Origin of the sequence: Ferrovibrio sp. MS7 (assembly GCF_038404985.1) — a bacterium.
Classification (GTDB): Bacteria; Pseudomonadota; Alphaproteobacteria; order Ferrovibrionales; family Ferrovibrionaceae; genus Ferrovibrio; species Ferrovibrio plantarum.
Genome location: NZ_JBBKBA010000001.1, coordinates 1,139,345 through 1,161,839, shown reverse-complemented (window position 1 = coordinate 1,161,839; position 22,495 = coordinate 1,139,345). Strand labels below are relative to the sequence as shown.

General features: G+C 65.2%; 22 protein-coding genes. 10 read left to right on the top strand and 12 right to left on the bottom strand.

The window, feature by feature from the left end; all coding sequences use genetic code 11:
• Positions 1–80: 80 nt before the first annotated feature.
• Complete coding sequence (locus tag V6B08_RS05635) at positions 81–1,622, bottom strand: acyl-CoA synthetase (RefSeq protein ID WP_341978748.1); 1,542 nt, start codon at positions 1,620–1,622, stop codon at positions 81–83.
• Positions 1,623–1,654: 32 nt separating this feature from the next.
• The gene (locus tag V6B08_RS05630) at positions 1,655–3,211 is read right to left on the bottom strand and encodes a long-chain-fatty-acid--CoA ligase (protein WP_341978747.1); all 1,557 of its coding nucleotides are present in this window, start codon (positions 3,209–3,211) and stop codon (positions 1,655–1,657) included.
• Positions 3,212–3,311: 100 nt separating this feature from the next.
• On the opposite strand from V6B08_RS05630, the gene V6B08_RS05625 reads away from it, so the two are divergent.
• Positions 3,312–4,103 carry an enoyl-CoA hydratase/isomerase family protein gene (locus tag V6B08_RS05625; protein ID WP_341978746.1) on the top strand — a complete coding sequence of 264 codons (792 nt, stop codon included), beginning with the start codon at positions 3,312–3,314 and terminating at the stop codon, positions 4,101–4,103.
• A gap of 3 nt (positions 4,104–4,106) precedes the next feature.
• On the opposite strand, the gene V6B08_RS05620 is transcribed toward V6B08_RS05625, so the two are convergent.
• The 4 genes from V6B08_RS05620 to V6B08_RS05605 form a co-directional block, all read right to left on the bottom strand.
• Entirely contained in the window at positions 4,107–5,486 is a 1,380-nt protein-coding gene (locus V6B08_RS05620) for an MATE family efflux transporter (RefSeq protein WP_341978745.1), read from the bottom strand.
• 17 nt (positions 5,487–5,503) lie between these two features.
• The gene (locus tag V6B08_RS05615; protein WP_341978744.1) at positions 5,504–6,139 is read right to left on the bottom strand and encodes a TetR/AcrR family transcriptional regulator; all 636 of its coding nucleotides are present in this window, start codon (positions 6,137–6,139) and stop codon (positions 5,504–5,506) included.
• A gap of 321 nt (positions 6,140–6,460) precedes the next feature.
• A complete protein-coding gene (gene cydB / locus V6B08_RS05610) occupies positions 6,461–7,468 on the bottom strand; it encodes a cytochrome d ubiquinol oxidase subunit II (RefSeq protein WP_341978743.1) in 1,008 nt (335 codons plus the stop codon).
• On the bottom strand, positions 7,465–8,892 hold the full coding sequence (locus V6B08_RS05605; RefSeq protein WP_341978742.1) for a cytochrome ubiquinol oxidase subunit I: 1,428 nt from the start codon (positions 8,890–8,892) through the stop codon (positions 7,465–7,467). Before V6B08_RS05605 ends, cydB begins: the two co-directional genes overlap by 4 nt.
• 181 nt (positions 8,893–9,073) lie before the next feature.
• Here V6B08_RS05605 and V6B08_RS05600 point away from each other — a divergent pair, with 181 nt between their 5' ends.
• From V6B08_RS05600 to V6B08_RS05585, 4 genes are all read left to right on the top strand, one after another.
• A complete protein-coding gene (locus V6B08_RS05600) occupies positions 9,074–9,571 on the top strand; it encodes a PAS domain-containing protein (RefSeq protein WP_341978741.1) in 498 nt (165 codons plus the stop codon).
• A 113-nt stretch (positions 9,572–9,684) separates the two neighbouring features.
• A complete protein-coding gene (locus V6B08_RS05595) occupies positions 9,685–10,110 on the top strand; it encodes a MarR family winged helix-turn-helix transcriptional regulator (protein WP_341978740.1) in 426 nt (141 codons plus the stop codon).
• Positions 10,111–10,118: 8 nt separating this feature from the next.
• Complete coding sequence (locus tag V6B08_RS05590; protein ID WP_341978739.1) at positions 10,119–11,222, top strand: HlyD family secretion protein; 1,104 nt, start codon at positions 10,119–10,121, stop codon at positions 11,220–11,222.
• Complete coding sequence (locus V6B08_RS05585) at positions 11,207–12,718, top strand: DHA2 family efflux MFS transporter permease subunit (protein WP_341978738.1); 1,512 nt, start codon at positions 11,207–11,209, stop codon at positions 12,716–12,718. The genes V6B08_RS05590 and V6B08_RS05585 overlap by 16 nt, the downstream gene beginning before the upstream one ends.
• 6 nt (positions 12,719–12,724) lie before the next feature.
• On the opposite strand, the gene V6B08_RS05580 is transcribed toward V6B08_RS05585, so the two are convergent.
• On the bottom strand, positions 12,725–13,417 hold the full coding sequence (locus tag V6B08_RS05580) for a TetR/AcrR family transcriptional regulator (protein ID WP_341978737.1): 693 nt from the start codon (positions 13,415–13,417) through the stop codon (positions 12,725–12,727).
• A gap of 56 nt (positions 13,418–13,473) precedes the next feature.
• The gene (locus V6B08_RS05575; protein WP_341978736.1) at positions 13,474–14,235 is read right to left on the bottom strand and encodes a crotonase/enoyl-CoA hydratase family protein; all 762 of its coding nucleotides are present in this window, start codon (positions 14,233–14,235) and stop codon (positions 13,474–13,476) included.
• 112 nt (positions 14,236–14,347) lie between these two features.
• On the opposite strand from V6B08_RS05575, the gene V6B08_RS05570 reads away from it, so the two are divergent.
• The 5 genes from V6B08_RS05570 (at position 14,348) to V6B08_RS05550 (ending at position 19,367) form a co-directional block, all read left to right on the top strand.
• Positions 14,348–15,370 carry a thiamine pyrophosphate-dependent dehydrogenase E1 component subunit alpha gene (locus tag V6B08_RS05570; RefSeq protein ID WP_341978735.1) on the top strand — a complete coding sequence of 341 codons (1,023 nt, stop codon included), beginning with the start codon at positions 14,348–14,350 and terminating at the stop codon, positions 15,368–15,370.
• On the top strand, positions 15,361–16,320 hold the full coding sequence (locus V6B08_RS05565; RefSeq protein WP_341978734.1) for an alpha-ketoacid dehydrogenase subunit beta: 960 nt from the start codon (positions 15,361–15,363) through the stop codon (positions 16,318–16,320). The genes V6B08_RS05570 and V6B08_RS05565 overlap by 10 nt, the downstream gene beginning before the upstream one ends.
• A gap of 101 nt (positions 16,321–16,421) precedes the next feature.
• Positions 16,422–17,480, top strand: coding sequence for a DctP family TRAP transporter solute-binding subunit (locus tag V6B08_RS05560; RefSeq protein WP_341978733.1), 1,059 nt, complete (start codon positions 16,422–16,424; stop codon positions 17,478–17,480).
• A gap of 100 nt (positions 17,481–17,580) precedes the next feature.
• Positions 17,581–18,087, top strand: a complete 507-nt coding sequence (locus V6B08_RS05555) for a TRAP transporter small permease (RefSeq protein WP_341978732.1) — start codon at positions 17,581–17,583, stop codon at positions 18,085–18,087.
• On the top strand, positions 18,084–19,367 hold the full coding sequence (locus tag V6B08_RS05550) for a TRAP transporter large permease (protein ID WP_341978731.1): 1,284 nt from the start codon (positions 18,084–18,086) through the stop codon (positions 19,365–19,367). The genes V6B08_RS05555 and V6B08_RS05550 overlap by 4 nt, the downstream gene beginning before the upstream one ends.
• Positions 19,368–19,376: 9 nt before the next feature.
• Here the strand turns inward: V6B08_RS05550 and V6B08_RS05545 are convergent, their stop codons facing one another.
• Genes V6B08_RS05545 through soxA form a run of 4 tightly spaced genes read right to left on the bottom strand, consistent with a single transcriptional unit; the run spans position 19,377 to position 22,489 of the window.
• Positions 19,377–20,162 carry an SDR family NAD(P)-dependent oxidoreductase gene (locus V6B08_RS05545; protein WP_341978730.1) on the bottom strand — a complete coding sequence of 262 codons (786 nt, stop codon included), beginning with the start codon at positions 20,160–20,162 and terminating at the stop codon, positions 19,377–19,379.
• Positions 20,163–20,219: 57 nt separating this feature from the next.
• Positions 20,220–20,828 (bottom strand): glutathione S-transferase family protein, encoded by a 609-nt coding sequence (locus tag V6B08_RS05540; protein WP_341978729.1) that lies wholly within the window; start codon positions 20,826–20,828, stop codon positions 20,220–20,222.
• Positions 20,825–21,742, bottom strand: a complete 918-nt coding sequence (locus tag V6B08_RS05535) for an alpha/beta fold hydrolase (RefSeq protein ID WP_440588794.1) — start codon at positions 21,740–21,742, stop codon at positions 20,825–20,827. The genes V6B08_RS05540 and V6B08_RS05535 overlap by 4 nt, the downstream gene beginning before the upstream one ends.
• Positions 21,743–22,489, bottom strand: a complete 747-nt coding sequence (gene soxA / locus V6B08_RS05530) for a sulfur oxidation c-type cytochrome SoxA (protein ID WP_341978728.1) — start codon at positions 22,487–22,489, stop codon at positions 21,743–21,745.
• Between the last annotated feature and the right edge of the window lie 6 nt (positions 22,490–22,495).

The following is a 22,495-nucleotide window of genomic DNA, read 5'->3' as shown; positions in this document are numbered from 1 at the left end:
GGGCTTGACCCGGCGATCTCAGGCCAACCGGAGCGAGATGCCCGGGTCAAGCCCGGGCATGACGAGGCTTGTAACAACGCTCAAATCTTCCGGCCGGCCGCTTCCCAATAGGGATCGCGGAGGCGGCGCTTAAAGATCTTGCCGGAATCCTCGCGCGGCAGGTTGGCGCCGATCTCGATGCGGCGCGGCACCTTGTAATCCGCCAGATGCTTCGCCAATTCCTGGCGCAGCGCGGTGATATCCAGCGTCACGCCCGGACGCGGCTCCACTACCGCCAGCAGGCTTTCGCCGAATTCCGTGTCCGGGATACCGAACACGGCGCAATCCTGCACCCCCTCAAGGCCAACCAGCACCGCCTCGATCTCGGCCGGATAGATATTCACGCCGCCGGAAATCACCATGTCGCGCTTGCGGTCGCAGATGAACAGATAGCCATCTTCATCCAGGTAGCCGACATCGCCGCAGGTGACGAGGCCATCGAGATCGACCTCAGCGCGCTTTTCCGGCTTGTTGTGGTAGGTGAAATCGGGATAGCCCTCGATGCGGGCATAGATTTCGCCGATGCTGCCGGTCGGCAGGGCATTAAGCTGGTCATCGACAATGCGGATTTCCGCCCCCGGCGAAGCGCGGCCCACGGTGCCGGGCTTTTTCAGTGCATCCTCGGGCAAGGCGAAGCTGACCGGGCCGGTTTCGGTGCCGCCATAAAATTCATGGATGATCGGGCCCCACCAGCGGATCATCGCCGTCTTCATTTCCGGCGGACAGGGCGCGGCGGCATGGATGATGAATTTCAGCGACGAGATATCGTATTTGTGCCGCGTCTCTTCAGGCAGCTTGAGCAGCCGCACGAACATGGTCGGGACCATGAACGCCGTGTCCAGGCGCTCGTCCTGCACCAGCCGCAGGAATTCCTCCGGGTCGAAGCGCGATTGCAGCACCAGTACGCCGCCGAGCCGGCCAGCGCGTACCGCGAAGGCATTGGGCGCCGAGTGATAGAGCGGCCCCGGCAGCAGCGCGCGCACGCCGGGCTTCACGCCATAGATCAGCGCCCGCATCGCGGTGGTGGCTTTTTCCTCGGCCGGCGTCGGCGCCATGCGGCGCACGCCCTTGGGCGCGCCAGTGGTGCCAGACGTATAGATCATGCTCTGCGGCGCCGGCAGGTTAGGGCCATCGTAAACCGGCTGTGTGGTGAGCCAGGATTCAAGATCGAGAATACCAGAGGGTGCTGCGCAATCCGCCGGCGCCAGCTTATAGGCGGCAACCACTTCCTCCGGCGGTGGCGCCGAGAGCAGCAGGCGGCCAGCCAACACATCGGGCGCCACATGGGCGCGAAGCTTGTTCAGCAGGTCGGCATGGCCGATCAACGCCTTGGCGCCGCTATCCTGCAGCACATAGGCGATTTCCTCGGGCTTGAAATGCCAGTTGACCGGCACCGCATAGGCGCCCAGCCGCATGATGCCATAGGTCACTTCCAAGAAGGCAATGTCGTTGCGCATCAGGATGGCGACGCAATCGCCCTGTCCGATACCCAGCGCCTTGAAGCCGCCGGCCATGCGCTGCACCCGCGCTTCCACTTCCGCGTCGGTGCGGTTCTGCCTGCCGCTGACAATGCCCTGATGCACGCCGATACTCCCGTTCTAATTCACAGCCACTATTAATTGACTGAGCGCGCGCGCCCATCCCAGAAGGGCTTGCGCAATTCGGATTTCAGAATCTTGTTCGCCGCCGAAAGCGGGAAACTGCTGCGGAATTCGACGCTGCGCGGAATCTTGAAGCCGCCGATATGCTGCCGGCAATGCTCGATCAGGTCTTCGGCGGAAGCGCTGGCACCATCTTTCAGCGACACGGCGGCATGCACCGCCTCGCCCCAGAGTTCATGCGGGATGCCAAACACCGCGCATTCGCGCACCGCCGGATGCTTGAGGATCGCGTTCTCGACTTCCACCGTGTAGACGTTCTCGCCGCCAGACACGATCATGTCCTTCAGCCGGTCCATGACATAGACATAGCCGTCCGCATCCATGTAGCCGAGATCGCCGGTATGCATGTAGCCGTTGCGGATCGCCTGTGCCGTCAGCTCCGGCTGCCGCCAGTAGCCGAGCATCACTGTGGCGCCGGCCACGGCGATTTCGCCGATCTGGCCGCGCGGCACTTCACGGTCCTCCGGGTCGACGATGCGGACATCAAGGCCCAGCGCCGCGCGCCCGCCCGACGCCAGGCGATGCGCCACCTTCGGGTCGAGCGTGTGATCCTGGGGATCGAGATAGGTGCAGGCCGGCGAGAGTTCAGTCATGCCATAGGCCTGGGAGAAGCGCACATGCGGCAGGCGGCGCATCAGCGCCTCCAAGGTCGCCGGCGGCATCGGCGCGCCGCCATAGCCGATCAGTTCCAGGGCCGAAAGATCGTAGCGGTCCAGTGTCGGCTCATTCAGCACCATGGTCAGCATGGTCGGCACCATCGAGACCATGGTGATGCGGTGATTGTGCAGGGCTTCGAGCAAAGCCGTGACGCTGAAGCGCGGGATAACCACATGGGTGCCGGCAAGAATGGAATTGGTAAAGACCCGGCTGCCGGCGGCGGCATGGTAGAGCGGCCCGGCATGCAGGCCGACCACATCGCGCAAGCGGCAATGGATGATCGAGTTGTAGGAATTGATATGCATGTTGGCGTGGCTGAGCATCACGCCCTTGGACCGCCCGGTGGTGCCGCCGGTATAGAACAGTACCGCCAGATCATCGCCGCCACGCCTGGCATCCTCGCAGGGGCTGGCGGCCCGCAGCAGCGCCTCATACTCCAGCAAGCCGTCAGGCAGCGCGCCCTCGCCAGTGAAGAGGACATGGCGCAGCCCTGGCGCCAGCGGCTTCAGGGCCGGCACCTGGCTTGCGAATTCATCATCCACCAGCAGGATTTCGGCGCCGCTATCGTTCAGCAGGAAGGCGGTTTCGGGCAGGGCATAACGGGTCGAGACCGGCACGATGACGCCGCCGGCCCACATCGTGCCGTAGTAGAATTCCAGGTAGCGGTCGCTGGAATGCGCCAGCATGGCGACACGGTCGCCGGGCTTGAGGCCGAGTTGCCGCAGCACGGCGGCGAGCCTGGCGACGCGGTCGGTGAATTGGGTCCAGGTCCAGCGCCTGTCGCCGAAAATCACCGCAGGATGCGCCGGCCGGATCTGCACCGCGCGGTGCAGCGAGGCGGTCAGCCGCAGCATACGAATCCCTCCCTAGAGGACCATTGTTCCTTGCCCCACAATTTCGCATAATGAAATGTCACTTCGCAAGTTCAATATGATCCCTGGGGAGGGTGCGGCGATGAGCGAGCCGGGAACGACTGACGCCGTGGTGCTGGAACGCCATGGGGCCGTGGCTGTGCTGCGGCTGAACGAGCCGAAATCCATGAATGCGCTGTCGCCGACCATCAAGGCCGGGCTGAACCGGCATCTGCCGGGACTGCTGGAAGACGATGCCGTGCGCTGCCTGCTGATCACCGGCACCGACCGCGCCTTCTGTGCCGGCGGCGATATCCGCGCCATGGATGAGCGCGGCACGCTCCGCAGCCAGGCCCGCATGCGCAGCAATTACAACTGGCTGCTGCCGCTGCTGAATGCGCGCAAGCCAGTGATCACGGCACTGAACGGCGCTGCCGCCGGCGCCGGCTTCGCCCTGGCGCTGACCGGCGATTATGTGCTGGCCTCCACGGAAGCGCGGTTCCGCGCCGGTTTCTTCGGCATCGCCGCCGTGCCCGATCTCGGCCTTGCCTACACCCTGCCGCGCGCCGTCGGCATGCTGCGGGCGAAGGAAATCCTGTTCTCCAACCGCGATGTGGATGCCGAGGAGGCTTTGCGCATCGGCCTGGTGACGCGCGTGATAGCCGCCGACAAGCTGATGGAAGAAGCCATGAAGCTGGCCGAACAGCTCGCCGCCGGCCCCACCGCCAGCTATGGCCTGGCCAAGGGCCTGCTGCAGCGCGCCTATAACCTGCCGCTGGAAGGTTTCCTGGAAAGCGAAGCCTCGGCGCAGACCATGGCTTTCGGCAGCGACGACATCGCCGAAGGGATTGCCGCCTTCAAGGGCAAGCGCAAGCCGGCTTTCCAGGGCAAGTGATACTTACTTCTTCGACCAATCGGTGAAATAGACGGTGGCGGCGGTGGCGAGGCCATAAGCCGCCATCGCCACGCCGGCCAGTGCGAACAGCGTCCAGACCGGGGCACCGATCTGGGTCAGCCACCAGCCGCCCGCCGCCACCAGCACCAGGCGGATCGTCGCTGTCAGCACCGGGCCGACGATGCGGCCGGCACCCTGCGAGGCGAAATAGAGGCACAGGCCGACGCCGAAGAATGGGAAGCCGAAGCCCGCAGCGGTGAGATACTGCCGCGCCGCTTCCAGCACCGCCGGATCGCGCGTGAACAGGCCGGACCAGCTTTCCGGCGCGATCACCACTACCAGGCCGATCAGACCGAGCGCCGTGGCCGCGACTGCACCCGCAGTCCAGGCGACGCGCCGCGCGCGGGCAATGGCCCCGGCGCCGACCGCCATGCCGACCATCGGCACGCTGGCAACACCAACCGAGAAGGCAATCGGCACCAGCAGGAATTCCAGTCGCGCGCCGATACCATAGCCAGCCAGCGCCTCGGTGCCGAAGCGCGCCACCAGGCCGGTGAAGATCAGCACGGTAAGCACCGATTGCAGCGGCGACAGGCAGGACACCGCGCCGACCTTGAGAATATCGAGGAACATGGCGCGCTGAAACGGTACCCCGCTGAAGCGCAGCACCAGCCGCGAGCGGCCGGAAATCAGATACCAGAGCAGCACCAATGCCGCGAGGCCGAAGGCCGCCACCTGGGCGATGGCAAGGCCGATGATGCCGATGCCCTCGAAACCGCCGAAGCCAAGCCCGAGGAAACCGCCAAGCAGCACCTGGAAACCGGCCAGCAGCAGCCCGAGCAGCGATGGCATCGCCATGTTGCCGGTACCGCGCAGCACCGAGGCAAGCGTATTGAACAGCCAGATCGCCAGCGCCCCGGCGAACAGCATGTTGGAATAGATCACTGCCTGCTGCAGCGCGCCGCCGCTGCCGCCGAGCAGACGGTAGATCGCCGGGCCTAATGTTAAGAAGAACAGCGTGAAACAGGCCGCCGCGATCACCGCGATGGCGATGGCATGCAGCGCCAGCGCGTTGGCACGCGGAATATCGCCGGCACCGATGGCGCGGCTGACGGCGGAAGAGACACCGCCGCCCATGGCACCGGCCGACATCATCTGCATCAGCATCACCATTGGGAAAGCCAGTGCCATTGCCGCCAGCGGCTCGACGCCGAGGCGGCCGACATAGGCGGTTTCGGCAACCGCCGCCAACGCCGTCGCCAGCATGGCGATGGTATTGGGGATGGTGAGCGACAACAGGGTCGAGAGGATCGGTGTGGTGAGCAGCTTCTCGCCGACCAGCGGCGCCTTGGCCGGCTTGGCAATCTTCTGTTGCGCAGTCATGACACTACTTTCTGGCATTACGCCACCTTCTGGCGCAGTTCCGTGCGCGCTGAATCGAGAATGCTGTCCGAAAGTGCCGGATCGCTGACCGCGCGTGACAACGCCACCGCGCCGGCCATCTGCGCGATCAACGCCAGGGCCTGCTGGCGGCGCTTCGCCTCGCTGCCTTTCAGTTTGCCGGCGACGCGTCCGGCCATGTTGGCAAGGCCGGCATCGAAAGCGGCGCGCGCCTCGGGCGAAGCATGCGGCATATGGCTGATCAAGGCGGTGAGCGGACAGCCGCTGCCGGGATCGTCGCGGTGGCGGCGCGAGACGTAACTCTCGATCCAGGCATCCAGCGTGTCGCTATCCGGGTCCAGCGCGGCGCGCGCCTCGCGCTTGGCACGCGCGCTGGCGAACATCCAGGCGATGGCTTCGGCGATCAGCGCGTCCTTGGAGGCGAAATGGGCGTAGAAGCCGCCATGGGTCAGCCCGGCTTCGCGCATCACCTCCAGCACGCCGACACGGCCCGGCCCCTCGGCACGAATGGCGCGGGCGGCGGCACGCAGCACTTTCTCGTGACTCTCCTGCTTGCGCCTGCTCGGCGCGGGCGTCTCCTGCTTGCGCCCACCGGATGCGGGACGGGTGTTGCGGGCAGCTTGGGTGCGGGGCATGGCGGTCTCGGGCCAGGGAATATGACGGACATAATATGATGATCATCATCATATTGGCAAGCCCAGCCCTATTACTTTGACTTCCTCCTGATTAACTTGGGGAAATTCGTCATGCCCGGGCTAGACCCGGGCATCTCCTTGACGCGGAGAAAGATGCCCGGGTCTAGCCCGGGCATGACGCTCATAGAGGGCTCCAATCAGCTCTTAAGTGCCCATTTTATGAGGGCGCCGACCGCCGCGACGCTCAAGACGCCAGCGGCCCACAACGCCACGAACCATAGCAGCCGTTTGCCCCACGACTTATCAAGCGGCTTATTCGCTTCAATGGTATCCGGCATGCTTGTCCACCTTGCCGCGGAACACCCAATAGGCATAGCCGGTATAGGCCAGGATGATCGGCAGCAGCACCAGGGCACCAACCAGCAGGAAACCCAGGCTGATATCGGGTGCCGCCGCGTCCCAGATGGTGATGCTGGGCGGCACCATCAGCGGCCAGAAACTGATACCGAGCCCGATATAGGACAGCACGAACAAGGCCAAAGCCGCCAGGAAGGGCTGCTTTTCGCGCGTCTTGTCCCGCAGGCCGCGCCACAGCGCCCAGGCGGCGGCCAGCACCAGCAGCGGCATCGGCGCGGTGAGGGCAATGTTCGGCCAGGTGAACCAGCGCGCCAGGAATTTGGCATCGAGGAACGGCGTCCACAGGCTGACAATGCCGATCATGCCGACCAGCACGATAGCCAGCCAGCGCGCATAGCCGTAGCAGCGCGCCTGGATCTCGCCATCGGTCTTGATGATCAGCCAGCAGGCACCGAGCAGACAGTAGCCGGCAGCAAGCGCGAAGCCGGTGGCGAGGCTGAACGGCGAAAGCCAGTCCCACCAGCCGCCGGCATAGGCGCGGTCCACCACCTTGATGCCCTGGATCAGGCCGCCGAGCGCGATGCCTTGCGTGAAGGCCGCCACCACCGAGCCGACGGCGAAGGCGTAGTCCCACACGCGCTTCCAGCGCGCGGTGCGCCAGCGGAATTCAAACGCCACGCCACGGAAGATCAGGCCGAGCAACATCAGGGTGAGCGGCGCATAGAGTGCCGGCAGCACAATCGAGTAAGCCAACGGGAAAGCGGCAAGCAGGCCGCCGCCACCGAGGATCAGCCAGGTCTCGTTGCCATCCCAGACCGGGGCGACGGAATTCATCAGTGTGTCGCGTTCATCCTCGCGCTTGAACAGCGGAAACAGCATGCCGACGCCGAGGTCGAAGCCATCGAGGATGACATAGGCGATGATGGCAACGGCGATCAGGCCGGCCCAGATCAGCGGCAGGTCGAGAGTCATGGCGTGCCTCCCCGATTCTGATTCATATCAGCCTGACTCATTGCCGGGCCGGGCATGATGCCAGCCGAGCGGATCGGTGCTTCCGCAGCCGGTGCATGCAGGTCGTCCGGTCCGGGCCGTTTGCCCAGCATGCGCAGCAGGTAGAAGATGCCGGCGCCAAACACGATGAAATAGACAATGACGAAGGCGATCAGCGAGGCGGCAACGCCAGGCAGGCCGATCGGCGAGACCGCATCCGCCGTACGCAGCAGGCCGTAGATCACATAGGGCTGGCGGCCGACTTCGGTGGTGACCCAGCCGGCGAGCACGGCGATGAAGCCGCTTGGCCCCATCAGCAGTGCGGCCTTGTGCAGCCAGGGCGCATCATAAAGCCCGCCGCGCCAGCGCAAAAGCAGCGTGACGCCGCCGAGCAGGGCCATCAACAGTCCAAGCCCGACCATGATGCGGAAGCTCCAGAACACCACATGCGCCGGCGGCCAATCCTGGCGCGGGAATTCCTTCAGGCCCTTCACCTCGCCTTCCCACTCGTGCGTGAGGATCAGGCTGCCGAGCTTCGGGATGGCGATGGCATATTTGGTTTCGGCGGCATCGTTGTCGGGCCAGCCAAACAGGATCAGCGGGGCGCCGCGATGGGTGTCGTAATGCCCCTCCATCGCCGCCACCTTGGCCGGCTGATATTTGAGCGTGTTGAGGCCATGGAAGTCGCCGGCAACGATCTGGATCGGCGCCACGATGGCCGCCATCCACATCGCCATGGAAAACATGACGCGCGCCGCCTGGTTCGACTTGTCTTTCAGCAGATGCCAGGCGCCGACCGCGCCGACCACGAAGGCGGTGGTGAGATAGGCCGCCAGCACCATATGCACCAGGCGATAGGGGAAAGAGGGATTGAAGATCACCGCCAGCCAGTCGACTGGCACATACTGGCCGTTGGCGGCAATGGCGTAACCCGCTGGCGTCTGCATCCAGCTATTCACCGCCAGGATCCAGAAGGCCGAGAGGAAGGTGCCGAAGGCGACCATGCCGGTGGCGAACATGTGCAGCCCCTTGCCCACCTTGTTCATGCCAAACAGCATGACGCCAAGGAAGCCGGCCTCGAGGAAGAAGGCCGAGAGCACTTCATAGCCCATCAGCGGACCGATCACCGGCCCGGCCTTGTCGGAAAACACCGACCAGTTGGTGCCGAACTGGTAGCTCATCACCAGGCCGGAGACGACCCCCATGGCAAAGCTGACGGCGAAGATCTTGAGCCAGAAACGGAAGACCTGCAGGTAGACATCGCGGCCGGTCAGCAGCCACAGACCCTCCAGCACCGCGAGATAGCTGGCCAGCCCGATGGTGAAGGCCGGGAACACGATGTGGAAAGAAACGGTGAAGGCGAATTGCGCCCGCGCCAGAAACAGCGGATCGAACAGCACGTCCATGGCTCACCCCAGGCGTTGCCGCGGCACCCGCGCCGCATCACTCATTCCACCATGTTACCCTGTTGAAAGCCATGGACCACCCTTCCGGCAGATTGCCGCGCGGCGGAACGTCGCAAGCATTACGGGTCGTTTGCTACCTAAGGTAGACAGCGCCCATGCCGGATGCTTTACTTGGCAGTAGATGTCGCCGCGCGCACCCATAGAGCCCTTCACGCCGCACACTGCCTCGGACCTGCTGGAATGGGGCGAGGATTATGCCGCGCTGTTCGATTACTGGCAGGAATTGCGCGGCCCGGACCGGCTGCCCGACTGGCGCCGCTTCGATCCGATCCGGATGCCGAAGCATCTTTCCCGGCTCTGGGCCATCGAAGTGCATGAACCCTACCGGCTGCGCTACCGCCTGGTCGGCACCCATATCTCGGGCTCCTATGGCCGCGACCCGACGGGCAAGTGGGTCGATGAGGTGTGGCCGCATTTCGGCCCCGAGCAGGGCACACGCTACCGCGAGGCGGTGGCCAGCGCCGAACCCAGCTTCCGCCGGGGGAAGCCGCGCATGATGGTGCAGCGTGAATGGGGCATGATCGAAAATCTGGTGCTGCCCTTCCGCCACGAAGGCCTGTTCGGCCTGGTGCTGGGCTATTCGCATCTCTACGACGCCGACGGGCAGTCGATTTTCTAGGCTTGTTTCCAGCCTTGCCGAATCATATATAAAGCTTATTATATACAATGTAATCTATTTTTGTTCCGGACCTAATGCCCCTCGAAAATCCACACCAGCATGTCGGCTTCCTGATGCACGACGTAGCCCGCCTGCTCCGCAAGCAGTTCGAGCAGCGTGCCCGTGCCTTCGGTCGCGACTTCACCCGCGCCCATTGGTCGGTGCTGTCGCATCTCTCGCGCCGCGAAGGCATCCACCAAGCCGGCCTGGCGGAAATCCTGGAGATCGAGCCGATCAGCCTGGTGCGGCTGCTCGACCGCCTGGAAAGCGACGGGCTGGTGGAGCGACGGCCCGATCCGCGCGACCGTCGCACGCGGCGCCTCTATCTAACTCCCGCCGCCCATCCGGTGCTGACCGAGATGCGCGCGCTGGGTGCCGCCGTACGCCAGGAAGCCCTGGCCGGCATCAGCCCGGCGGATCAGGAAACGCTGCTCGCGGCGTTGCAGGTGATGAAGGCAAACCTGCTGCAAAATGACGCCGAGGATGCGGCCAATGGATGAACTCGGCAATGGATGAGGCAATCGAGATCGGCGATACCGCTTCGCGGCGCATCGGCCGCAGCAATGGCGCGCTGCGCCGCCTGCTGCTGCTCGGCCTGCCGCTGCTCGCTGCCGCCATCGCCGGCTACCTCTATCTGCAAGGCGGCCGCTATATCACCGTCGACAACGCCTATATCCGCGCCGAGAAGCTGAACCTGGCGCCGGAAGTCGCCGGCATCGTCAGCGCCGTGCTGGTGCGCGACAACGAAACCGTAAGGGCCGGCCAGGTGCTGTTCCGGCTCGATCCAGAGCCTTATCGCATTGTACTCACCGGCGCCGAGGCGCAGCTCGATGCGGTGCGCAACGAGATCGCCACCACGCGGGCGCAATACCGTCAGGCCCTGGCCGAGATCAAGCAGGCGGAAGCCGACCTCGCCTATATGGAGCGCGAGTTCAACCGCCAGCGCGATCTGGCCGAACGCCGCGTGGCGACACAACAGAAATTCGAGGATGCGCAGCGCAACCTGGATGTCGCCCGCCAGCGTATCCTGGTGCTGCGCCAGCAGGCCCAGGCGGTGCTGGCCAGTCTGGGCGGCAATCCCGACCGCCCGACCGACGAGCATCCGCGCGTGCGTCAGGCCATGGCCCAAGTGGCGAAAGCCGGGCGCGACCTGCGCCAGACCACGGTGACGGCACCGACCGCCGGCACGCTGGCCAACCTGGATGCCGTGCGCACAGGCCGCTATCTCGAAATCGGCCAGCCTGCCCTGAGCATCGTTGCCACCGCCGGCGCTTGGCTGGAAGCCAATCCGAAGGAAACCGATCTCGGCACCATCAAGCCGGGCGATGCGGTTACGGTGGAAGTGGATGCCTATCCCGGCCGCGTGTGGCGCGGCGTGGTGGAAAGCCTGAGCCCGGCCTCGGGCGCTGAATTCGCCTTGCTGCCGCCGCAGAATGCCAGCGGCAACTGGGTCAAAGTGGTGCAGCGCGTGCCGGTGCGCATCCGGCTGCAGCCTGAACCCGGCGCACCGGAGCTGCGCGCCGGCATGAGCGCCACGGCCAGCATCGACAGCGGCCGACAGCGCAGCCTGAGCGATGTGCTGCGAAGCCTGAAGCAATGGGCCGGGCTGTAGCGGCATCGGCACCGCCGCAGAAGCAGGCCGCCGGTCTGGCGGCAATCACCGCCTGCGTCATGGCCGCGACGGTCATGCAGGCGCTGGATGTCACCATCGCCAATGTCGCGCTGCCCTATATGCAGGGCTCGCTTTCCGCCAGCCTGACCCAGATCAACTGGGTGCTGACCTCCTATATCGTCGCTGCCGCGATCATGACGCCGCCGACCGGCTGGCTCACCGCGCGCTTTGGCCGCAAGCCGGTATTTCTCTTTGCCGTCGCCGGCTTCACCATTGCTTCCGTGCTGTGCGGCCTGGCCACCTCACTGGAGCAGATGGTGTTGTTCCGCCTGCTGCAAGGCGTGTTCGGCGCGCCACTGGTACCGCTCTCACAAGCGGTGCTGCTGGACAGCTACCCGCGCGAGCGCCACGGCTATGCCATGGCCTTGTGGGGCATGGGGGTGATGATCGGCCCGATCCTGGGGCCTACGCTCGGCGGCTGGCTGACCGATAATTTCTCCTGGCATTGGGTGTTTCTGATCAACCTGCCGGTCGGCGTGCTCACCTTCCTCGGCCTCTCGGCGGTGATGCCGGCAACGCCGCCTGATCCCGGCAAGCGGCTCGACTGGTTCGGCTTCGCCACCATGAGCCTGGCCATCGGCGCACTGCAATTGATGCTGGACCGCAGCGAGCAGCTCGACTGGTTCTCCTCGCCGGAAATCGTCATCGAGGCGGCGCTGAGCCTGCTCGGTGCCTACCTGTTCGTGGTGCACATCCTCACCGCGCGCAATCCCTTCATCGAGCCGGCGATCTTCCGCGACCGCAATCTCGTGACCGGCCTGCTGTTCATCGCTGTCGCCGCCGGCATCATGGTGACGACCCTGGCCCTGCTGGTGCCCTTCGCGCAAAGCCTGCTCGGCTATCCCGCGCTCACTGTCGGCACCGTGATGATGCCGCGCGGCATCGGCACCATGGTATCGATGATGCTGGTGGGCCGCATCATCCACCGCGTCGACATGCGGCTGCTGCTGTTCATCGGCCTCAGCCTCACCGCGCTGTCGCTGCATGGCATGAGTGGCTTCACCTTGAACAGCGGCATGGCGGACATCATCAGTACCGGCCTGCTGCAGGGCTTCGGCCTCGGCATGATCTTCATTCCGCTTTCCACGCTAAGCTTCAGCACGCTGCCGGCAGAGCACCGCCCGCAGGGCACGGCGCTCTACAGCCTGCTGCGCAATATCGGCTCCAGCATCCTGGTCTCGACCACGGTATTCGTGTTGTCGAGCAACCAGAGTCTGCTGCAGGCCGACCTGGTGCAGCACGTGACACCGTTCAGCGACATCGTGCGCTGGCTGCCGGAGATGTGGAATCCAGCCACCGATACGGGCCGTGCAGCCCTGGCGGCAGAGGTGACGCGCCAGACCATGCTGATCGCCTATAACGACTGCTTCCGCCTGCTGATGCTGATCGCGGTGGCATCGATGCCGGCGGTTTTGCTGATCCGCCAGCCGCGCTGAGCGCTGTTACTTCGCTGGCTTTACGCGCCGCTTTGCCGGTTTGGCGCCGGCTTTAGCCGCTGCCTTCCCCTTGCCACCATCGCGCAGCATGCGCACCAGTTGCCGCCCGATGCGCGCCGGGGTGAATTCACCGCCAGCGCGATACCAAGTGGGAATCCAGTTCAGCGCACCTAGGAAATGCAGCCGGAAGACCGCCGGATCGATTTCGGCTGGCAGGTCCAAAGCCGCGATCAGTTCCTTGATGATCACCTCGTAGCGGTCGCGCCGCACGATCAGCTCGGGTTGGATCTTGGCCATCGAGGGCGAGAAATGCGCGGTGACGATGGCACCGAGATCAGACCAGTTCACCAGCGCTTCGCAATGCGCTTCCGCTGCCGCTTCAAGCCGCGCCCAGGGGTCGCTGACGCCAATCAGCGCCCGCTTCACGGAAGTCTCCATCAGGTCCATGCCAGTGGCATGCACGGCAACGAACAGGTCTTCCTTGGAGGCGAAGTGATAATAGAGCGAGCCGGCCATGATGCCTGACGCGGCGGCAATGTCGCGCATCGAGGTGCCGTCGAAGCCCTGCTTGACGAATTGCCGCGCCGCTTCAGTGATGATCTTGCGCCGCCGCGCCATGGCGCGGCCCTCGGATGGCACGGCTTCCACCGTTACCAGCCCCAGCTTCGGCTCCTGCCGCACCGCCTCACGCTTGGCCATTCCGCCACTCCTGCTTCAAGGCCCCGACCCTAGGTATCCCGAGTCTACTCACAAAGTCACTTGCCTTTCCAGACCGGCGCCCGCTTCTCGGCAAAGGCGGTGGCGCCCTCGATGGCATCGGCCGAGCCGGAAATCGGCTTCGAGATGGCGAATTGCCGCGCGAACATGCCGTCCTGCGGCCAGTCTCGCGATTCCACGATGGTGCGCTTGGTGCCGGCCAGCGACAGCGGCGCATTCGGCGTGATGCGGGCGGCCAGTTCCAGCGCCGCCGCCAGCGCGCCGCCCGCCGGCACCAGGCGGTTGATCAGGCCATGCTGGTGCATCAGGGCGGCGTCATACATGTCGCCGGTAAGCGCCATTTCCATCGCCAGGCGGTAGGGTAGCTGGCGCGGCAGGCGCATCAGGCCACCGGCGGCAGCGATCAGGCCGCGCTTCACTTCCGGCAGGCCGAACCGCGCGGTTTCCGCCGCCACGATCAGGTCGCAGCTTAAAGCCACCTCGAAACCACCGGCCAGCGCGAAGCCCTCCACCGCCGCGATCAGCGGCTTTTCCGGCGGTTTCTCGGTGATGCCGCCAAAGCCGCGCTTCGGCGTGTAGCTGCTTTCGCCGCGCACGAAAGCCTTGAGGTCCATGCCGGCGCAGAAGGTGCCGCCGGCGCCCTGGATGATGCCGACACGCAAGGTCGCGTCCTCATCCAGCCGGGTCAGCGCCGCATCCAGGCCCTGGGCCAATTCGGCATTGATGGCGTTGCGCGCCTCCGGCCGGTTGAGGGTGATGATCAGCAGCCCGTCGCGCTGCTCGGTCAGGATCGCCGCCATTGATTTCCTCCCATCTGATACGCCACGAAAGTCTTAACACAGCCGACGGTCTTTGCTAGCTTCCCTCCCTTAATAAGCCTCCAAATCACGCATAAAGCCGGGAAGATTTCGTGTGAACCAGACCAATATCGCCTTGCCCATTCTGGAGGCGCTCTACCGCACCATGTGCCGCATTCGCGCCTTCGAGGATGCCGCCGAGGCCGCCAGCAAGGGCGGCGTCGCCGCCTTCGGCCAGGCCGCCGCCGGCACCGCCCAGGTGCGCGGCCCGCTGCATCTCTCCACCGGCCAGGAAGCCGTGCCGGCTGGCGTCTGCGCCCATCTCAAGCCCGCCGACTATCTCACCTCGACCCATCGCGGCCATGGCCACACGCTGGCCAAGGGCGCCGACCTCACCCGCATGATGCAGGAATTGTTCGGCCGCGCGCCGGGCTTCTGCGGCGGCCGGGGCGGCTCGATGCATATCGCCGATTTCTCGGTCGGCATGCTGGGCGCCAATGGCGTCGTCGCCGCCGGCATACCGATTGCGGTCGGCGCGGCGCAGTCGATCCGGCTGCGCGGTATCGACGCCATCGCGGTGACCTTCTTCGGCGATGGCGCGATCAATCGCGGTCCCTTCGCCGAAAGCCTGAACTGGGCCGCCGCCTTCAAGCTGCCGGTACTGTTCGTCTGCGAGGACAACCAATGGTCCGCCACCACCAAAACCGGCCCGGTCTCGGCCGGCGATGGCGCCGCCGCCCGCGCCCGCGCGCACGGCATCCCGGCGGAAATGGTGGATGGCAATGATGCCTGGGCGGTGCATGAAGCCGCCAAGGCATTGGTCGCCGATGTGCGCGCCGGCAAGGGTCCGCGCCTGCTGCATGCCAAGACCTACCGTTTCAAGGGCCATGTCTCGGTCGATCCGGCGAGCTACCGCGACCCGAAGGAACTGGAAGCCGCCTTGCTGAACGATCCCTTCGGTGTCACCGCGCGGCAATTGCGCGATGCCGGGCTGTCGGAGGCCCGTATCGAGGCGATCATGGCCGAGGCACGCGCCGAAGTGGCGAAGGCCGTGCAGGCTGCCGCCGATGCGCCCTGGCCCGAGACCAGCGCCGCCTTCACGCAAATTCAGGATACGGGGGCCGGGCAATGGCTGTGATGACCTACGCCGCCGCCGCCGCCGAGAGCCTCGGCGCCATGATGCGGCAGGATCAGACCGTGGTCGCTTTGGGTGAGGATATCGGCCGTGGCGGCATTTTCGGCCAGTATCGTGGCCTGCAGCAGGAATTCGGGCCGGAGCGGGTGATCGACACGCCGATCTCGGAGGCCACCATCGTCGGCGCCGCTGTCGGCATGGCGCTGACCGGCCTGAAGCCAGTGGTCGAGATGCGGGTGGTGGATTTCGCGCTCTGCGCCATGGACGAGATCGTGAACCAGGCGGCGAAGAACCGCTTCATGTTCGGCGGCCAGGGCCGCGTGCCCGCCGTGATCCGCATGCCCATCGGCATCTGGAGCGCTTCCGCCGCGCAGCATTCGCAGTCGCTGGAAGCCTGGTTCGCCCATGTGCCGGGGCTGGTGGTGATCGCGCCGGCAACACCGCAGGACAACTACTCCCTGCTGCGCGCCGCGATCAATTGCGGCGACCCCGTCACTTATTTCGAGCATAAGGAACTCTGGGGCCTGGAAGGCGAGGTGGACACGTCCGCGCCCGCCGAATTAGGCCGCGCCGCGATCCGCCGCGAGGGCCGAGACGTCACCATCGTGAGCTGGAGCCGCGCCGTGCATTGGTCGCTGCAAGCCGCCGACGCGCTGGCTGCCGACGGTATCTCGGCCGAGGTGATCGACCTGCGCACGCTCTGGCCTTGGGACCGCGAAGCGGTGTTCGCTTCTGCGAAAAAGACCGGCCGGGTTTTGATCGCCCATGAAGCCGTGCAGGTGGCCGGCTTCGGCGCCGAAATCGCCGCCACCCTGGCCGAGGCCGGCACGGCGAAGGTCGCCAGGCTGGGCGGGCAGCGCCTGCCGGTGGGCTACGCGCCGCTGCTGGAGGCGGAGGTGCGGGTGACGCCCGAGCGCATCGCCGCAAGGGCACGGGATTTGTGCAAGCCGTAAATTTGTGCAAGCCCTGAACCAATACGGTCAGGGCTGGTAAAGCCGCCGAAGCTGTGCAAGGCTTTCGGCAAAAGTAGAACCGTAACCGGAGGAAACAAGAGATGAAGTTTAACCGTCGCACCCTGCTCAAGACCGGCGCCGCCGGCTTCGGCCTCATTGCCGCGCCGGCCCTGGTGGGTCTGCGTCCGGCCTGGGCGCAAGCCAATTACAAGCCGGAATACAAGCTCTCGACCGTGGTCGGCCTGCCCTTCCCCTGGGGCCAGGGCGGCGAGATCCTCGGCAACCTGGTGCGTGAGCGCACCGAGGGCCGCATCAATATCAAGATGTATCCGGGCGCTGCCCTGGTCAGCGGCGACCAGACCCGCGAATTCACCGCCATGCGCCAGGGCGTGATCGACCTCGCCATCGGCTCGACCATCAACTGGTCGCCGCAGATCAAACAGCTCAACCTGTTCTCGCTGCCCTTCCTGGCGCAGGACCATGCCGGCATCGACGCCATGGTGCAGGGTCCGGTCGGCAAGGAGATCATGGGCCTGGTGGAGAAGTCCGGCGTTGTGGCGCTGGCCTGGGGCGAGAACGGCTTCCGCGAAGTGACCAATTCGAAGCGTGAGATCCGCACCCCCGCCGACATGAAGGGCCTGAAGTTCCGCGTTGTCGGTTCGCCGATCTTCAACGACACCTTCACCGCGCTGGGCGCCAACCCGACCCAGATGAGCTGGGCCGATGCGCAGCCGGCGCTGGCTTCGGGCGCCGTAGAAGGCCAGGAAAACCCGCTGCATATCTTCACTGCCGCGAAGCTGCATAACCTGGCGCAGAAGTTCGTCACCCGCTGGGGCTATGTCGCCGATCCGCTGATCTTCGCCGCCAACAAGGATGTGTTCGATTCCTGGTCGGCCAAGGACCGCGACATCGTGCGCCAGGCGGCGCTGGATGCCGGCAAGCAGGAAATCGCCATCGCCCGCAAGGGCCTGGTGCCGGGCGACCAGTCGCTGGTCGAGGAGGTGAAGGGCTTCGGCGTCACCGTCACCGAACTCTCGGCGGCCGAGAAGGATGCCTTCAAGGCGGCGGTGAAGCCGGTGTTCGAGAAGTGGACCAAGGAAATCGGCCCCGACCTGGTGAAGCGGGCCGAGGATGCCGTGGCCGCGCGCAAGAAGGCCTGATCGGCCAGCGCGACCAGACAACAAGATGAGGCAAAGGCCGGGCAAGTCCCGGCCTTCGCTTTAGAGACCTTGCCGTAAAAATTTCGTAGAAGGTGGTGCCGTGACAAGCCCAAGCGATCAAAAACCCGCCCCGCTCGATCCACCGCCGGTCGACAATGCGCTGCGCTGGGAAGACTGGATCGGCGCCACTTCCATGGGCCTGCTCGCCATCATCACCATGGCCAATGTGGTGGCGCGCTATTTCACCGACCAGTCCTTCGCCTGGACCGAGGAAATCTCCACCGGCCTGATGGTGACCCTGACGCTGGCCGCCGGCGCCGCCGCCGTGGCGCGCGACCGCCATATCCGTATCGAATTCCTGCTGCTCTCCGGCTCGGCAGCGCGGCGCAAGCTGCTGGCGCTGCTGTCCTCGCTGTGCACCGCCATCGCCTTCGGCCTGCTCACCGGTTTCGGCTGCCGCTTTGCCTATGACGATTACCGCTTCGATGTCACCTCGCCGGGCATCGGTCTGCCGCAATGGTGGTTCAGCATCTGGCTGCCGCTGCTTGCTCTGGCCGTGACGCTCCGCGCCGCGCAACTCTTCATCAAGCAGTGGCGGCAGTCATGACCGGCCTTACCATCTTCATCGTTTTCGCCTTCCTGATGACCGTGGGGGTACCGATCGGCGTCGCCCTGCTGCTCGGCGGTGCCATCGGCATCGGCTTCGGCAATCTCGGCTGGATGTCGATTCCGAACAACTTCTATCCCACGGTGGCGAAATATCCGCTGCTGGCGCTGCCGATGTTTGTGCTGGTGGGCGTGATCTTCGACCGCTCTGGCGTGGCGCAGCGCCTTGTCACCTTCGCCCAGGCGGTGATCGGGCGCGGCCCCGGCATGCTGCCGGTGGTGGCGATCACCGTGGCGATGATCTTCGGCGGCATTTCCGGCTCCGGCCCGGCTTCCGCCGCCGCCGTCGGCGGCGTGATGCTGGCGGCAATGGCGCGCGCCGGCTATCCGGCGCCGTTCTCGGCCAGCGTGATCGGCGCGGCGGCGGCCACCGATATCCTGATTCCGCCTTCCATCGCCTTCATCGTCTATTCCGTGCTGGTGCCGGGCGCCTCGGTGCCGGCCTTGTTCGCCGCCGGCATCGTGCCCGGCATCATGGCCGGCCTGGCGCTGATGATCCCGGCTATCTGGCTGTCGCGCAAGCATGGCTTTGGCGCCAAGGAACGCGAACAGCCGCGCCCGCCCTTCTTCTCCTCGCTGCTGCAGGCGAGCTGGGGCCTGGCGGCGCCGGTGCTGATCCTCGGCGGCATGCGTGCCGGCTGGTTCACACCGACCGAAGCCGCTGTGGTGGCGGTGTTCTACGGCCTGTTCGTCGGCATGGTGGTGCATCGCACGATCAAGGTGAAGGATATCGGCCCGATCCTGGTGGAAGCGGCGGAAACCGCCGGCATCATTCTGATCATCCTCGGGCTGGCCTCGGTCTTCGCCTATGCCGTCTCGACGCTGGGCATCATCGACCCCATCGCCAAGGCGATCACCACCAGCGGCATGGGCAGCACCATGACCCTGGCGATCATTGTGGTGATCCTGCTGGCCGCCGGCATGGTGCTGGACGGCGTGTCGATCTTCCTGATCTTCATTCCGATCCTGATGCCGCTGATGCGGGCCTTCGCCTGGGATCCGGTGTGGTTCGGCGTGCTGCTCACCTACATGGTGGCGATCGGCCAGTTCACGCCGCCGATGGCGGTGAACCTGATGGTCGCCTCAAGGCTGGCCGGCATCTCGATCGAGAAGACGGTGCCCTGGGTGATGTGGTTCGTGCTGGCGATGATGCTGCTGCTGGTATCGTTCATCATCTACCCGCCGCTGATCACCTGGCTGCCGAAGTATCTCGGCTACTAGGGAGCGCCGTCAGGAAGCGAGGAAGCCGCCGTCGAGGCAGAGATTGTGGCCGACCATGTAGCCGGCTGCATCGCTCGCCAGCCACACGACGGCTTCCGCCACTTCCTCCGGCTCGCCCATGCGGCGGATCGGCAGGCCATCGGCCACGGCCTTCATGTCGGCGATGCCGGAGGCCAGCATCATCGGCGTCTTCACCCGACCAGGCGATACGGCGTTGATGCGGATGCCCTGGGGGCCATATTCCAGCGCCGCAGAGCGGGTCAGCGACAGCAAAGCCGCCTTCGACGCCGAATAAACGCTCAGGCCCGTATTGGAATTGCGCACGCCGCTGACCGAGGCGGTGTTGATGATCACACCGGTCCCTTGGGCGCCCTCGCGCTTCGGCTGTGCCAGCATCGCCTTCACCTGCGCCTGCAGCGCCAGGAACACGGCGCGCAGATTGGTATCCAGGATATGCTCGTAGACTTCCAGCGACTGCTCGGCAAGCAGGGCGCGCTTTTCCTGTGCACCGGCATTGTTGAACGCCACGTCCAGCCGGCCGAAACGCGAAAGCGCCGCCTGCACCAGCGCCTCTGGCGCAGCCACATCCTTCACATCGTTGAGCAGGAACTGGGCTTCGACACCCAGGGCCGCGCAGGCAGCCCGTATATTTTCGCCGCGCGCCGCATCGCGGCCGCCCAGGGTGAGCCGCGCGCCACGCCGGGCGAAGGCCAGCGCGGTGGCGCGGCCAATACCGGAAGTGGCGCCGGAAATAAGAATGCTTTGTCCAGCAAAATTTGCATGGGGGAAATCCATGGCGCTACTCTAGCCGGCGGGCCGGCAGCCGTATTGGAAAAAATTAAGAGGTGTAATTCAGGCCCGGGCCGTCGGCCGGCTGGTGACACGGCCATACCATGCGGTGAGATTCTGCAGCTCCGCCGGGATTGCCTGCTTGCAGGCACGCGCCAGCAGGAAGGCGCATTGCCCGGTGATATCGGCGATGCTGTAGCGGTCGCCGACAAAGTATTCTTTGCCGGCCAGCTCCTCATCCAGCCAGGCCATGCGGGCCGCCAAGTATTGCTGGCTGAACTGGCCGTAATCGCCATATTGCTCGGCGCGGCCAACCCAGTAGGGGTGAATGTGGCGGAACACGTTGGTAGCCGGGATCGCCACTTCATGTTCCAGCCGCCGCGTCCACATCTCGACCTGGGCACGCTCCAGCATGGTGGTGCCGAACAGTGGCGGCTCGGGCTGCAATTCCTCGAGATAGCGGCAGATCGCCAGCGATTCCGTCAGGATCGTGCCATCATCCAGTTCCAGCAACGGCAGGGTGCCAAGCGGATTCTTCGCCAGGAATTCCGGTGTGCGGTTGTCGCCGGCCTCCATGTCGAGCACCACGGTCTCGAGCTTGATGCCCTTCTCGGCCATGAAGATGCGCACCCGGCGCGGATTCATGCCGTTCTTGAGATCGTAGAATTTCATCGCGTTTCCCCACTCAGAAAGTCCAGCAGCGCCGCCAGTGTCGCTTCCGGCGCTTCTTCCTGCAAGGTATGGCCGCAATCGAGCGGCCTGCCGCGCACATCCAGCGCCTTGTCGCGCCAGGTTTGCAGCACATCATAGAGTGCGCCGACCGTGCCCTTGCCGCCCCACAGGGCCAGCAGCGGCGCGGTGACGCGCTTGTCGGCATCGGCGGCGTCATGCTCGAGGTCGATGCCGGCGGCGGCGCGGTAATCCTCGCAGATGGCACGGATGGTTTCGGGCCGCTGATAACAGCGCAGGTATTCGGCGAAGATGGCTTCGGACGTGGCGCCCGGCGTCTTGCTCTGGCCGTTGAGATGATGGCGCAGGAAGAAGGCCGGATCATTGAGGATCAGGGTTTCCGGGAACGGCGCCGGCTGGATCAGGAAGAACCACCAGAAATACCGCGTGGCGAAAGCCTTGTCGGTGCGGGCATACATGGTGGCGGTGGGAGCGATATCGAACAAAGCCAGCCGTTCCACGGCCTCCGGCCAATCCAGCGCCATGCGGTGCGCCACGCGGGCGCCGCGATCATGGCCCACAACGGCGAAACGACCGAAACCCAAAAGCCGCATCAGCGCCACCTGGTCGGCGGCCATGGCGCGCTTGGCATAATTGATCTGCCGTTCGCCGCCCTCGGGCTTGGATGAATCGCCATAGCCGCGCAGGTCGGCGGCGACCACGGTATAACGCTCGGCCAGGGCCGGCGCGATCTTGTGCCAGGTGGCATGGGTCTGCGGATGGCCATGCAGCAGCAGCAGGGGCGGACCCGAACCGCTAATGGCGGCACGCAAGGTGATCTCCTCACTCACCGGCACATCGGCGAGACGGAAGCCTTTCAGGAAGGGCGATGGGCCAAGTTCGGTAATGTCACGCAATCAGGGCCTCACCGCCGGGGTTTCCACCGCCATGCCCTTGGCGCGCTGGGCAAGATACAGCTCCAGCTCCACCAGTTCCGGCGCCCCGAAGGCATGGGGTTCGGCGCGCACGCCGATCATGCAATTGCGCAGCCGGCGCTGCAACGATCCCAGCCCCTGCCATTCCAGGCGGTAGATCGGATAGCCATTGGCATGGCCCTGGGGTATCGGGCTGCCGCCGAGCTTCTGGCCCCAATTCTGCTCATGGCATTGCGCGCAGGAGAAATTGAGCTGCCCGATGCGGCGCTCGAACGCCGCCTTGCCACGCTCGATGAAAGGTGTGAGCCGGGGATCTTCGGGGGGCGCCATCGGCAGGCCGCGCGATTGCTGGCCGATATAGGCGGCAAGACTGAGGAGTGGCCGGCTTTCCGGGGCATAGGCCGCCTGGCCCTGATTCTCGCTGCGGCAGCGATTGATCCGGCCAGCCAGGTCGATGGGCTGCTGTGTTTTCTCATCATAGGCCGGATAGCGTGCCGCCACGCCCTGCATGCTGCCTTCCGCATGGCAGGAAGCGCAGGGCTTATTGCCTTGGCGCCATAGCGCTTCGCCTTCCAGCACCCAGAGCATGCCGGGATTGAGCGTGTCGTCGCGCTGCATCGCCTGGGTCTCGGCGGTCATGAAATCAAAGCCGGAGCGGCGTTCGGACAAAGGAATATCGCCAGCAATGGCCGGCGTGGCTAACAGCAGCAGCCAGGCAAAACGCTTCATGTCCCA